This window comes from Dyadobacter arcticus (assembly GCF_011762185.1).
Classification (GTDB): domain Bacteria; phylum Bacteroidota; class Bacteroidia; order Cytophagales; family Spirosomataceae; genus Dyadobacter; species Dyadobacter arcticus.
On sequence record NZ_JAASQJ010000003.1, the window covers coordinates 329,531 to 342,495 of the forward strand.

Sequence of the window (12,965 nt, forward strand, 5' to 3'; positions counted from 1 at the left end):
GTCATTTAAAGGTGATCCAAGTTACTTCCGGCTCTTTTTATATCTCCGTATCGTTTTTTGAATCGATCTTGTAGTCGGCGAAGCTGTTTTTATCGTCAGACCATTTGTAAACAATTTTTTTGAATCTCAGGTCGCTGACAATCTCTTCAATGCTTTTGGTAAATTCTTTTTGCGCTTTCTTCGGGGCAAACATTCCGCCCGTAAAGGTCAGTACGTCCTTCTTTTCACCTGACAAAGACACATTGATATGTTCCTGACCCAATACATCCTTCTTTGAGCTCACATATGCGTCTCGCAATGCTGGAAATTCCCGCGCCTGGATTTTGACCATTTTCTGTTTCAGCACTTCCCGCTGTCCACCTATCGCCTTGTCCTTGCTTGCTTTGACCTCGTTGTATAACGCGGTGTTGGATTTATGCCAGGATAGATTTGTTGCAATGTCAATTATTTCATCGCTTTTGGTCAATTTTTGGTCAATATCCGTAATCTTATTGCTGATAAACAGGCTCATATTCTGGTTGGAGGCATTATCGATTGGCTTGGGTGTAAGAAAGTGTATGCCAAGGCCAACCGTTGCTATTGCCAGTAAAAGGTAAACAATGTATCGGCCTATTCTTCCCTTTTTTCTGTGATCGTCTTCCATGGTCGGATTAATAAATTCAGGTTCTATTTGATTTTTGTGGATCAATTGGTTTGCATTTGACGTATAGGATCAGTATTTCAAAAAATATGCCACGTAGGCGCATGCTTGGGTTCGATAGAATGGTGGAACGGATTTTTCCAATCCTGCTATTCAATCAATACCCTTTTTTAAGAATGAAGCTGACACAATTTTATAATCAGGCCTATGCCTGGATACTGAGGACTGGCCCGGGGGTTATTTTGGGCATTACCGTCCTGGTTATTGGTCTCTGGCTGATCAAAATTCTTTCGAGGTGGCTGACTGCACATATGTTCAGAAAAAACATAGATCCGTCGCTCGCTCCATTCCTGTTAAGCCTCGCGATTGTCAGCTTGCGAATTCTGCTGATTGTGACTGTCATGCAGATGGTAGGCATTCAAATGACCGTTTTTGCGGCTTTGATTGGTGCCATTGGTGTGGCGGCGGGGCTGGCACTTTCAGGAACACTGCAAAACTTCGCCAGCGGCGTCCTGATTTTGATCCTGAAACCTTTTCAGGTTGGAGATAATATTATGGCGCAAGGTCAGGAAGGAACTGTTACGGCGATCAAAATTTTTTATACGATCGTCAACACTTTTGACAATCGTATGGTGGTCATCCCAAATAGTAAATTATCGAATGAAGTGATTATCAACATCAGCGCATCCGGTAGCCGCAGGTTGGATGTAGAATTAAGATTCAGTAATAACATTGATTTTAAGGCGGTCAGGAAAACGCTGAATCATGTCCTGGATGGTGCTCAAAATGCCCTGAAAGTCCCCGAAAGGAGTATTGGGATATCTTCTATAGAGTCCGATGGCTACAAGGTGATGGTAAATGTATGGCTGGATGCGCACAGCTTTGTTAATACGAAAATGGAAATTCAGGAAAAAATCATGGAAAGCCTGAAAACCTCCGGTTTAAAATTACCTGGTCTCGACCTACCATAATTGTTACATCTAGTTGGCTTTGATAAACAGCAAATAACGCGGTTCCAAAACCGAAGCCCTGGTTTTACTGTTTAGAAATGCATATTTCAGCCTCGTCACATGAAAATGTGCTGGCGTGGCTTTCACTTCCGCGTTCACACCTGCGCGGATGAGACTGTCAGCCACAAAAGCATTCGTATATAAATAGCACGGAGCGTTGTTAATGAAGTTTTGAAAAGAATTTCCGTCTTTAATTAGCATGACATCGCCGGGGGCGTAAAATTCAAGGCTGTATGAAAAGGAGCCATATTCTGCGACGGGTAAGACTTTATTTTGATTTGGAATTAATCTGGCGGCCTGTCGTCCGGATTGGTATTGAAGCAAAAGCGGGTAAAAGAAAATGAAAAGAAATATGTATAAAATGGCTGCCATCGCATAACCTTTGATAAGGATTTGCTGTAATTGGTTTTGGTAATGGATGAAGAAAGAAGCGGTCACAATCATGAATGCGATGAGAATTGCAATCAACCCATTTTCGATTCCCATCATATATATCAGGCCGGCGACCAAGGTCAGCGACACGATCAGCAGCGCCGTTTGGATGGCGACCCAAACGTTCAATTTCGAAACATTGGCGAGCTGAAAGAAGAAAAAAGCCGTAATAAGTGAGAAATATGGGAATTCAATCACCAGGTAATGAGGCAGTTGAAACTTTGACAAGGAAAAGAGGAGAAATGTTATCAGGGCGCTCCCGTAAATAACCCAACGCAACGGGTCCTTATCCTTATCAAATCTCAACAAGTAAATAACGCCACCGACAAGCCCGACCGACCAGGGCAAAAAGGCCCACAATGTGGTATGCAGGAAGAAACTCACATTGCCTTTTCCCTTAATAGGGCCCGTATTGAAAAATCTCCCAAACTGGCTATCCCAAAAGAAGAAACGGATGCCTGAAACATGGGTTCGGCCAAAAACCACTTTTTCGGGGTGGAGGTCAAATTGAACATACAAACTATACAATTCAGGCAGGATGAAAATAAAGCTTAAACCCAGCATAACCCACCAGCGGTAGTTGAGAAATTGCCTGAACTGCCTTGTTACCAACCAGAAAATAACCCAGCCGCCGCCAATGGTAATCAGCACAAAAATGCCCTTCGTCATGATCGCGCAGGCTATAAACAGTGCGGCGGCAATAATATGGATCCAATGCTTGTTCTTGTAAACGGATAGCATGTGCCAGCAGGCGGCTACAATGCAGGCGGTGAGATAGGGTTCGGCCCGTACGTCGAAATTTGCCAAGGTACTGTGGAATGCAACTGCATAAATCAATACCGCGACCTGGGCAATGGATACATTGTAGAGATCCCTGCCAAGTAAATAAGTATATCTCAAACTGACCAGCCAGAATATAAAGGCGGGCAATTTGTAGGCGAAACCTGTGATTCCGAAAATTTTGTAGCTGATTGCGGCCATCCAAAACGGGAAGTGGGGCTTATCGAGCCAGTCATGACCATCCCCGAAAAGATTGATCCAGTCGTTATGCAGAACAATGTGCTTGGCAATGGTCGCGTAGAGCGCGCCGTCGGGTTCAATGATATCGAGCCATAATCCTGGTATATTTAATAGAATTCCAATGAAAAGCAGCCAGGGAAAATAACGTGGTAGAAAAGGGTCATTCATAATCCGCGACAGATTTTGATATGTGGAGGCAGGTGAAAAGACAACGGCTGACGGCGGCTATAAGTTTTTCAACCGTCGGATTTTTGGCCGGAATGCTACACTTGCCTAACCTTTTCTTATTTAAACAAAGCCAAATCAGGCCTCTCAAAAACTTCTGTTTCCGGCCTGGTTTCTATCCACCAGATCCTATCGCGGTCGGGATCGTAGTAGCGGGCGAGTTGTCCTTTGAACAAAACCACCTTCCTAAGCTCATTTTTCAGCGGCATCAGATTGCTTCCAATCCCATAAACCTGCCGGAAACCGTCCAGCAGATAAGGTTCCCTTTTCAATGTGGCCAAATCGAACGTACTGGCATTTTTTTCCTCCACATTACCTTTTAACAATGCAGCAGGCGGGGCGGGTTTGTGCATTGGGAATGTGACATAGAAAACCTCTGCACACAAGCCATTTCTTGCCCGATTTTTGAAACTGTGCGCTTGGTCAATGACGTAGGGATAATTTTCAAATGCCTTATTGATAGCCTGATAGGTCGCTTTGTTTCCATTCAGGTAGAATTGCGTAAGATCATCATAACCGATCAATTCTTTGTTTCTGTCGAAATAGCCGTTTTTAAACTTAGTAAACACATCTTTCGGCCAGGGATAAGCTTTTTTGAAATCTATTTTGAGATTGTGTTCCGTGATAAACACACCCATTTCTTTATTCAGGAGAGCGCTTATCCCGCCTTTGATATCGCCAGATTTATATTGATTGAAGAAAAGGGATTTTGGGACACCATAAAAATCAATTTTAAAGCCATTCTTTCTGTCTGAACGTGTAGGAAGAAAGGTAACACCGAAGCCACTCCATCCCTGAAGGTCGGCACTGTAAGATTCCGGATAGGCGTATTCTATAAATTCTTTGACCCCAAAGGACGCGAAATAGACGATCTGACCATAAGGTGCGCCCGTGTCGGCGGCGATTGCCGGCATTTCCACATAATAGTAGCCATTCTTGTCCGTCAGAACTGTTTTTAAATCTTTGTCTTCAAATGAAATGGTCAGTGGGTAGCCAGAAACAGGCTTGCTGGTCCGGGCATCGAGAATAATTCCCGCTATAAAAACCGCCTTTTTAGGAAGTCTGGTTGGTCGTTTTGACTGATTGCCATAGCCATAAGTCGTACGATGCGGATCTTTCGAGATAAGCTGCGCCAAGTCACTTCGAAATGCTGCCAGGAGGAACACAAGCAACGGGACAGTAAAAAGGAAAAGCGTAAGAAAAAACTTCGGGCTTTTGGTTTTATTCATCATAATAATCCGCTGTTTGATGGATGAAAAACCGAATGGGTTTACAATCTTATATTCCGGAACGCCCGCCACTTTGAGTAACAGATATTGATATTGCCGGATATCTGCATGATTTTCAAGGACTTTTCTGTCTGCAATGAATTCCAGATTTTGGCGGATTGCGTGGCGGATGAGCCAGGCGAATGGATTAAACCAGTTGACAATGCACAGCAACTCGCTCCATATGACGTCCAATGTATGTTTCTGCCGGACGTGCACATATTCATGCAGGATAATGTCTTTCAATTCTTCCGGTTTGTGCAGGTCGGGATTGTAGAAGATGGAATTTCCAAATGAAAAAGGGCTCACATTTTTTGCCAGGTGATATAGCTTGATTTCTTCATCAGAAACCAGTTGGGCATTGCGGCGAAGTCTTGCATAGAAATTGATATGCATTAAAAACCTTCCAATCATGATCGCAATGCCGAAAAGAACCAGGTAACAGATGATCTCTTCGGTGTCAAACGAGCGAATAGGTTCAACGTTGGTAGCAACTGCCGGCGTTTCTGGAACATAATGAATGCTTGGAATCCTTTCTATGAATTGAAAATGATGGGCTGTTGAAAGCTGTGAAACGGATGAACTGACATCGATAAACGGAATACAAAACGCCAGTAACGAGTAAATAAGCAGGTACCAGCGGTTCCAGTCGTAAAAGGTGAGACGCCTCAGCACTAGGTGATAAAACAGGCTGACAGTCGTGAGGCCTAGCGACAGTTTGATGAGATATGCTATGAATGGCAGCATAGAAAAGATGGGTAAGGATTGGTTATTTTTTACTCTCAATCAACCGGATTATCTCTTTCAATTCATCGGTGGAAATATTGTTTTTCTCGACGAAAAAGCTAACCAATGATTGGTAGGAGTTTTCGAAATAGTCTTTCACAACATTTCCAATAAACTTCTGTTTGTAAGCTTCTTCCGTCACGGCTGGGGAGTACAGGTAGACGTTTCCGATCAACCTGCCAAGGATATAACCCTTCTTTTCAAGATTTTTAACAGTCGAGGCGAGGGTGGTATAAGGCGGGCCGGGTGGCGACATGGCAGCCATAAATGTCTTGATGCTGCCTTCACCTGTTTTCCAGATGGCGAGCATGGCTTCTTCTTCCTGAGCAGATAACTTTTCCATTGTTACGATGTTTTCGTAAATTTACGAATATTTCGTAATGAAAAGTTAGATTGGTGATTTTTTTAAACGTCGGCGTTCTGTCCTTTGTAGAACTGGACCTTTTTGAACATACCAATAAGGGTAGAAACGTGCAGCTTGTCGAAAATACGGGCTTTGTAGGTGCTTACAGAACTTTCGGTGAGGTTGAGATAAATAGCGATTTCCTTTGTCCAGAAACCGTCAAGCAGCATATCCATCACTTCCAGCTCTCTTTGTGAAAGGTGCTCAAGTGGATTTTCGCCATCGGTTTTGCTTTCTAATGTATTCCGAAGCAATTGCTGCTGAACAGCTGCGCTGATATAATTTCCAGATTCAAACATCGAGAGTACCGCGCGTTTGATCTCGTTCTGGGAGGAATTTTTGGATAAGAACCCATTCGCACCTGCCTTGATGTAGTGGAGAGCATATATCTGTTCCTCAAGACTTGTAAATACGAGAATCAATACTTTCGGCTGGACTTCCCGGATCTTTGGAATCATGTTAAAACCCTCTCCGTCCGGAATGCTGATGTCCAGGATTATCAGATCAAGGTGATGAGCGGCAACCTGCGCTAAAGTCTCCCCAAAAGTACCGGCTTCATAAACGTTAACGGGGTGCAACAAGTCCATAATCAGGAACTTGGTAGCCAGCCTTACAATTGCATGGTCTTCAACCAGTAGAATTTGCTTCATTGCTGAGGAGATTTGGGGTTCAGTCAGGTTTATGTCGCCGTTAAGTCAAAAATAGGACATAAAACTAAGTTATTAAATTTCTACGTAGTAATTCTTACCAAACTGCGTAATATTTTATTAGAACAATATGATATCTTACTACTCAGGCTATCTATTTTACACATCCTCTCTTCATAACTAAACCGGATGCAGCCATAACTGCACTTTTTCGATATAAAAAAAGCGCTACCCGCAGGTAACGCTCTACAAAATAGGATATCTAACAGACTACTTAACCGGTCTTTTGAAGATGGCCTCGTCTACTGGTTCATTCACTGTTACTTTATTGGTAATGAAGGACATGGTCCCCATTTGTGGATTGACAATCTCCATCGTATTTGGGATTTTCACGCCATTCACCTCCTTATAGTCCGAGAGGTCAATTTCGCCTTCCTGTCCGTTCATGGTGGCTTTTACTTTACTCACCAGAAAAGTATTTGCGTCAACAAACTGGTCCATTACCTGTCCGTCTTTGGTGGTTAGTTTGAGGTGAAAAACGTCCTTTTTGTCTAATTTTTCTTTTCCTACCAATTCCAGCTGGTTACCTTTTTCTTTATAATCAACCAAGCCGCCAAATGGGTCGAGCGAGGCGATTTGTTGTTTCACCTGATCTGCCGGCATATCTTCCGGCTCACCAGTACCGCCCATCATGGTAGGTCTGATCATCCAGCCCTTCGAATCACTCACGACTTGTACCATTGAATTGCCCATCACAGTGGATTCGGTACGGACGGATTTGCCGACTACCAAAATGGTTTTATTCGGAATTTCCATCCCTTGAACCGCCAGAGAGCGTTCGATCACTAATGTATTCACCGCTTTTATCTTATCGATCCCACCCAAAGCAGCTACATGCTTTTCGACAATTTCGTCGACAGTTTGGGCATAGGATCCAGCTGCCATCAGGGCCGCTGCCATCGTTAACAATATTCTGCTCGTTTTCATAAGTAAGATTTATATGCGTTAGATTGGTTTTGCGTATCAAAGACATTCATTCAAATTTACTACCGGGGAGCACTTCCTCCGCTCGCCGGTGCGCCACCGCCGGATTGTTGTCCGCCACCTTCGCTTTTCACGTCATCATTATTAACAGACTTGGCTTTTCTTTTCGGTGCGTCCATAGTCATTTTGCCAATTTTGTACGTGAATGTCAGACGAATTCCGCGGTTGTAGAGGTAGACATCATTCACCTGGTTGAATTGCAGCGAAGTCAATTCGGTGTGAATGTTGAAACGTTTGCTCAGGAAGTTTTCAGCGGCGAGTCCAACGCTTCCTTTTTTGTTATTAAATTCCTTTTTCACACCAATGGTATAAAATCCAAACCCTCCTTGCATCCCCTGCAGCTGGACTTGGTTTCCCTGCATAAAACCAAATGCCTGCGCGCCCCAGCCATGCGCAAATGTCGCCTGAGAGAAAATACCACCACTCACATTGAAACCATTATTATTAATTTCTTGTGAAAGACCGTTTTGACCTGTCGTAAGCCCTGTCAATGTGGTATAAAAGGCATTGGCAAAAATCCCAACATTGATCTTGGTCGTGGCAGCGACATTGGCAAAGAGGTTAACACCATATGCATGCTGTTTTCCAATATTTTCATAAGTCGTAACAATGGCACCAGCCAATGTATCTGAAGGCTGACGGATCTGGCTGATCGCGTTATTGGTAACCCTGCCGAAGAAAGTTGCATTCACGAACGTCTTTTTGATGGTCTTGCTCAAACCCAGTTCAAAGTTATTGGTCAACTCAGGTCTCAGTTCCGGATTACCGATTGTAATGTTCTGCGGGTTGGCTGAGTTAAAATTCGGGTTCAATTGCTGTAAACCCGGACGTTGGATTCTGCGGTTATAACCCAGTTTTAACGTAGTTCCTTTGAATGTTTTGGAAGCATTCACACTGGGTACCAGAACGCCATAATTACCTACACCGACAGTACCCTCATTGGTGCTGGCATCAATGAAGGTATGCTCGTAACGCAAGCCTCCTTTAAATGTGTAGCGCTTTTTGGTTGTATAAGTATATGAGGTGTAACCGGCTGCAATGTTCTGATGATAAGTAAGGTCACCCGCTGGCTGATCTGTTTCAGGCCGGAAATCTCCGGTCGGCTCTGCAATCAGGAAGCTGTACGCACTCGTTACCTCACGAAAAATTGCTTTTCCACCAAATTCAAGCAATTGGTTTTTCTTGATAGGTGTCTGATAATCAGTTTGTAAAGTAAATTCCGTATTCACGTTTTTGTTCAGGTTACGTTGGCGGTTTGTAAGCTGGTTACTTCCGTTCAGCAAATTGGCATCAAAATCATTGGTAAGGTCATTGCGGCTGTACAATGTGGAAACACTCCATTCCTGCTGAGGCTTGAACGTATGGAGATAATCAATATTCACATCCACCGTTCCCGAGAGGTTTCTTGCATCCACATCGCGGGTAGAGATAATATCTGTGGAACCGGTTCGGGTCAGTCTGGTCATCAGGTCCTGCTGGTTGCTAAAATTCCGGACACCATATTTCACACCTGCTGTCAGACTTTGATTTTTGGCAAGATCGTAGTCAAAGCCAAGGTTATAGTTTCCAAAAAGTCCGCGGCTGCTTCCGTCACCGGTTTGAAGCGTTCTTGTGGTAACATCACTTACGGTACTGGTTTGTTCCAATGATGTTTTGGTAATGGTATTATAAATCCCACGGCCAAATCCACCAATTGTAAATCCAGCCTTTCCTTTGCGGTAACCACCATTCAGCGACAACATAGAACCACGGTTTCCGACACCTGCATCCACATTCAGGTTAAGTCCTTGCAAACTGTTCTTTTTAGTAATAATGTTGATGATACCACCGGAACCTTCCGCATCGTATTTCGCCGAAGGACTCGTAATTACTTCCACCGTTTTGATCTGATCTGCTGGTATTTGCTTTAAAGCATCTGCAACGCTGTTCGCGATGATGGTACTAGGCTTATTGTTGATTAATACCCGGATGTTCTGGCTGCCGCGAAGAGACACATTACCATCCAGGTCGACAGTTAAAAGGGGAACTTTGCGAAGAATGTCAGTAGCATCGCCACCTTTCGCGGTAATGTCTTTATCCGCATTATAAACCAGCCTGTCCACTTTTTCTTCTATGAGCGCGGCCTGGCCGGTAACGGTTACCTCGTTTAAGGTTTTCGTATTCGATGCCAATGTGACTACTCCCAGATCCAATTCCTGGCCTTTGGCTAATTTGATGTTGTCGATGGTTTTGTTGCCGTAACCAATGAACGAAACCAACACTTTGTAATCTCCTGCGGCGACTTTGGTCAGGGCGAACTTACCTTTTTCGTCGGCAACGGTACCGTCGATGGCTTGTCCGTTTGCTTTGTTGTAAAGTGCAATGCTCACAAATTCAATGGCATTTGAAGAAGCTGAGTCGACAACAGATCCTGAAATTTTAGAAGAACCTTTCGGGGTCTGGTCGCCCGCAGTACCAGGTAGCGCTTTTGGCTTTGACGCGCCGCCCGAGGGAAATTGGGCAAAAGCGGGTGTCAGAAAGGAAGCCAGAACAATAGTAGCAGTGAGCAGAAGTTTAAACATTTTCATGGTTTTTAAATATGATACCATAAAAATGCCATTTAAGTCCCGCGTGAGAAAGAAATTTATGACAAACGCCAAAATAAACGGGATGGATGTGCCTATTGTCTTGCCAGATCTTTATATCCGATTAAAACAATACCTTCTTCTTTAACGGCGTCTTTGACTTTTTTACTGGTAAAAAGATCCGTTACACCTTGGCGGTCTGAGGCCACATCTTCATAACCAATGTGGCTGATCGCCTTCAATTCCGCATCGTTCAATCCCGGATGGTCCACGAACAGATAAGTTTTGCCCGATTCCAGCTTTCCGAGCATGCTGATAAAGCTATTTATTTTTTCTTCCGGGGTCTTTTTCGGGCCATCGTAGCTGGCATATTTCAGGTCAGCTGGCTCCGGGTCGATGGGGATCTTGTATTCCTTTGCCAATCGTTTTGTCAAGGCGAGAACGTCGGGGTGCAGGCCCGTACAACCCATATGCGACGAGACATGACTGATTTGGGGAATCTTTTTCAATGCCATTTCAATCTGTGCTCTAAATTCCTTTTCAATGTCAGCCAGTTTCCAGTCGTTTTCCAGGATCGCCCGTTTAGGGTAGTTCTTATTGGCCCGGACCATTGGATAAAAATAACCATCCGCATCCCTGATACTGGGGCAATCCGTCAACGGCCTCCATTTGACATTGTCCCATTCGCTGGTGATCGCAAGGTGAATGCCCACATCCAGACCCGGATTTTCAGCCAGCATCTTCACAGCCTCGGGAAACCAGGGTGAAGGGACAATGACCTCAATGGAAGTTTGGATGCCTTCTTTTGAACTCTTTATCAATGCAAGGTTGCCCGAATGTGAGTAACCCATGTCGTCGCCGCGCACAATCAGGCGCGGCGCTTTTTGCTGTCCGAAACAGGTAAAGCTAACCAGCAAAAAAAGAAAAGGAAGTAAGGCTCTCTTCACCATTATCTTATTCTTTACCTGGTTTTGCTCCCGGAAGTCTGCTTTTCAAAAATGCGATCTGTCCGCGGTGATTGGATTCGTGCTCGCAAACGTGAAACCACTTCCAGTAAGTATTAAGAGATTCTTCCTTCGACCATTCCGGATCAATTGCGAGCAGCCATTTATCATCCTTACTTTTCAGTTCTTTCAGCGTTTTCTCCCGCACTTCGGTGATCATATCGATATAATACTGTGCATTGTTGCCTTTGATATTTTTCCGGCCCTCATCACCAAGTTCCATTGCAGCTCCCCATATTTTTTTCTCTTCTGCATTCATTTCCTGACGGCCTTCAAATGTATTGGCCTGATAGTATTTTTCAGTGGCGCCAAGGTGCATAACCAATGCTCCGATGGTGTTGGCATGAGGATCAAGCAGGAAATCGAGCTGTTCCATGCTCATTGATTTGACAGAATTAATAATAGTTGACCTATTGTAATTCAGCATCGAAACCAGCGTGCCAATTTGTGGGGAATAACCTTCCATTGGCCCGATCATGAATATGCCTTCTTTTGCCGGAACTACCTGGGTAAGAGGCTTAGCCGATAAAACATCAGAGGTAACCGCGCTTAATGCAACAACACCTAATGTGGAGACGGCGCCAGCACGAATAAAATTTCTTCTGTTCAGTGATTCTGAATTGGGATTTTTCATAGCATATTTAGTTAATTTTTTATATGCTGCCAATATCAAAAAAAAATCCGGAAAAACAGGAACACTATTCCTGCATTTCCGGATCTTACTGAAAAAAGGTATGTTATTTCTTGAATGCCATTTTCAGCTCGTCGGCTGCGTAAGCCATCGCATCTTTCGCTTCCGGAACGACAAGTCCCATACCAAAAAATTCGTGTGTAACACCAGGATAGGTTTTAGAAGAAACCTTCACACCAGCTGATTTTAACTTCTCGCCAAGCATTTCTCCATCTCTTTGAAGTGGGTCAATCTCAGCCATTACAATAGTCGTTGGCGGAAGACCTTTCAAATTGGCAGCTACCAGATTAATTCTTGGATCTTTGCCTTCACCCATATTGTGCAGGTAATTTTTCACAAACCATTCCATCATCGGTTTGTCCAATGGCTTAGCGGAAGCATATTTTTGATACGATTCCGTGGTCATATCTGAACCGGCTACCGGGTAAACCAGCAATTGGTGGATCGGTAGAGCAGCACCTTTATCCCGGGCCATAATGCTTACATTGGCGGCCAGGTTACCACCGGCACTTTCGCCCGCAACTGCTATTTTCTTTGGATCTCCTTTCAAGCTAACCACATTTTTGACAGTCCATAAGTAAGCTGCATATGCGTCGTCATGAGCGGTTGGGAATTTATGTTCTGGGGCCAGACGGTACGCCGCAGATACTACAACCGCACCGGTTTGTTCAGCCAGGCTCTTTGCTGAGGCATCGTACACGTCCAGGTCAGCAATCACAAATCCGCCGCCGTGATAATATACGATAACCGGGAAAGGCGCATTGCCACTTTTTGGTGTATAAATACGGACCGGAATGCTATCTCCTTTCACTGGGACCATTTTACCCATAGTATCTACCATTGCTTCGGGCATGGGGATGTTGTTTTCACTGATCAGTTCCATCACCGCGTCTGTGGGCGTATGGTTTTTTCTGGCTTCCGCGGCAGTCAGCTGTGGAATGGGTTTGTCCTTATAGTTAACCAGTTTTTCAATGACCGCCTGCATTTCCGGCTTGATATCCGGGGCCCATGCAGGAGCAGCAGCAGTTGGTTTCAAGGTTTTTGGAGCAGAAGCTGTGTCCGTTTCTGTCACCAAAGAATCTTTGTCAGAGCCAGTTTCGGTTTTGCTGCCGCAGGCTGTCAATAACAAACAACCGATCGCCGTTGCGATGGTTGCCTTGCAGACGCGGCTGATAAAATCCGGTTGCTTCAAAAATGTTGTGCGCATGATTTCAATGGTTATGTTGATGAT

Annotated in this window: 11 protein-coding genes; 1 reads left to right on the plus strand and 10 read right to left on the minus strand. The window is 44.3% G+C overall.

The window, feature by feature from the left end; genetic code table 11:
- Positions 1-37 precede the first annotated feature (37 nt).
- Positions 38-688, minus strand: coding sequence for a hypothetical protein (locus FHS68_RS14860; protein WP_229211913.1), 651 nt, complete (start codon positions 686-688; stop codon positions 38-40).
- Positions 689-729: 41 nt separating this feature from the next.
- On the opposite strand from FHS68_RS14860, the gene FHS68_RS14865 reads away from it, so the two are divergent.
- Positions 730-1,611, plus strand: a complete 882-nt coding sequence (locus tag FHS68_RS14865; RefSeq protein ID WP_229211914.1) for a mechanosensitive ion channel family protein — start codon at positions 730-732, stop codon at positions 1,609-1,611.
- A 9-nt stretch (positions 1,612-1,620) separates the two neighbouring features.
- Here FHS68_RS14865 and FHS68_RS14870 read toward each other — a convergent pair whose 3' ends face one another.
- The 9 genes from FHS68_RS14870 to FHS68_RS14910 form a co-directional block, all read right to left on the minus strand.
- A complete protein-coding gene (locus FHS68_RS14870) occupies positions 1,621-3,270 on the minus strand; it encodes an ArnT family glycosyltransferase (protein ID WP_167271456.1) in 1,650 nt (549 codons plus the stop codon).
- A gap of 116 nt (positions 3,271-3,386) precedes the next feature.
- Positions 3,387-5,342, minus strand: a complete 1,956-nt coding sequence (locus tag FHS68_RS14875; protein WP_167271458.1) for a M56 family metallopeptidase — start codon at positions 5,340-5,342, stop codon at positions 3,387-3,389.
- 22 nt (positions 5,343-5,364) lie between these two features.
- The gene (locus FHS68_RS14880) at positions 5,365-5,724 is read right to left on the minus strand and encodes a BlaI/MecI/CopY family transcriptional regulator (protein ID WP_167271460.1); all 360 of its coding nucleotides are present in this window, start codon (positions 5,722-5,724) and stop codon (positions 5,365-5,367) included.
- 62 nt (positions 5,725-5,786) lie between these two features.
- The gene (locus FHS68_RS14885; RefSeq protein WP_167271462.1) at positions 5,787-6,434 is read right to left on the minus strand and encodes a response regulator transcription factor; all 648 of its coding nucleotides are present in this window, start codon (positions 6,432-6,434) and stop codon (positions 5,787-5,789) included.
- Positions 6,435-6,701: 267 nt separating this feature from the next.
- Positions 6,702-7,418 carry an outer membrane lipoprotein-sorting protein gene (locus tag FHS68_RS14890; protein WP_167271464.1) on the minus strand — a complete coding sequence of 239 codons (717 nt, stop codon included), beginning with the start codon at positions 7,416-7,418 and terminating at the stop codon, positions 6,702-6,704.
- A gap of 59 nt (positions 7,419-7,477) precedes the next feature.
- Positions 7,478-10,042, minus strand: coding sequence for a TonB-dependent receptor (locus tag FHS68_RS14895; RefSeq protein ID WP_167271466.1), 2,565 nt, complete (start codon positions 10,040-10,042; stop codon positions 7,478-7,480).
- A gap of 92 nt (positions 10,043-10,134) precedes the next feature.
- A complete protein-coding gene (locus tag FHS68_RS14900) occupies positions 10,135-10,989 on the minus strand; it encodes a polysaccharide deacetylase family protein (RefSeq protein ID WP_167271467.1) in 855 nt (284 codons plus the stop codon).
- Positions 10,990-10,993: 4 nt separating this feature from the next.
- Complete coding sequence (locus FHS68_RS14905; RefSeq protein ID WP_208408322.1) at positions 10,994-11,677, minus strand: DinB family protein; 684 nt, start codon at positions 11,675-11,677, stop codon at positions 10,994-10,996.
- Between the two features lie 103 nt (positions 11,678-11,780).
- Positions 11,781-12,941, minus strand: a complete 1,161-nt coding sequence (locus FHS68_RS14910; RefSeq protein ID WP_167271469.1) for an alpha/beta hydrolase — start codon at positions 12,939-12,941, stop codon at positions 11,781-11,783.
- Between the last annotated feature and the right edge of the window lie 24 nt (positions 12,942-12,965).

What these genes read in the sequence shown, in the direction of transcription:
- FHS68_RS14895 (WP_167271466.1), bottom strand. Translation starts at nt 10,042, where the DNA reads ATGAAAATGTTTAAACTTCTGCTCACTGCTACTATTGTTCTGGCTTCC.
- FHS68_RS14905 (WP_208408322.1), bottom strand. Translation starts at nt 11,677, where the DNA reads ATGAAAAATCCCAATTCAGAATCACTGAACAGAAGAAATTTTATTCGT.
- FHS68_RS14900 (WP_167271467.1), bottom strand. Translation starts at nt 10,989, where the DNA reads ATGGTGAAGAGAGCCTTACTTCCTTTTCTTTTTTTGCTGGTTAGCTTT.
- FHS68_RS14875 (WP_167271458.1), bottom strand. Translation starts at nt 5,342, where the DNA reads ATGCTGCCATTCATAGCATATCTCATCAAACTGTCGCTAGGCCTCACG.
- FHS68_RS14910 (WP_167271469.1), bottom strand. Translation starts at nt 12,941, where the DNA reads ATGCGCACAACATTTTTGAAGCAACCGGATTTTATCAGCCGCGTCTGC.
- FHS68_RS14870 (WP_167271456.1), bottom strand. Translation starts at nt 3,270, where the DNA reads ATGAATGACCCTTTTCTACCACGTTATTTTCCCTGGCTGCTTTTCATT.
- FHS68_RS14885 (WP_167271462.1), bottom strand. Translation starts at nt 6,434, where the DNA reads ATGAAGCAAATTCTACTGGTTGAAGACCATGCAATTGTAAGGCTGGCT.
- FHS68_RS14865 (WP_229211914.1), top strand. Translation starts at nt 730, where the DNA reads ATGCCACGTAGGCGCATGCTTGGGTTCGATAGAATGGTGGAACGGATT.
- FHS68_RS14890 (WP_167271464.1), bottom strand. Translation starts at nt 7,418, where the DNA reads ATGAAAACGAGCAGAATATTGTTAACGATGGCAGCGGCCCTGATGGCA.
- FHS68_RS14880 (WP_167271460.1), bottom strand. Translation starts at nt 5,724, where the DNA reads ATGGAAAAGTTATCTGCTCAGGAAGAAGAAGCCATGCTCGCCATCTGG.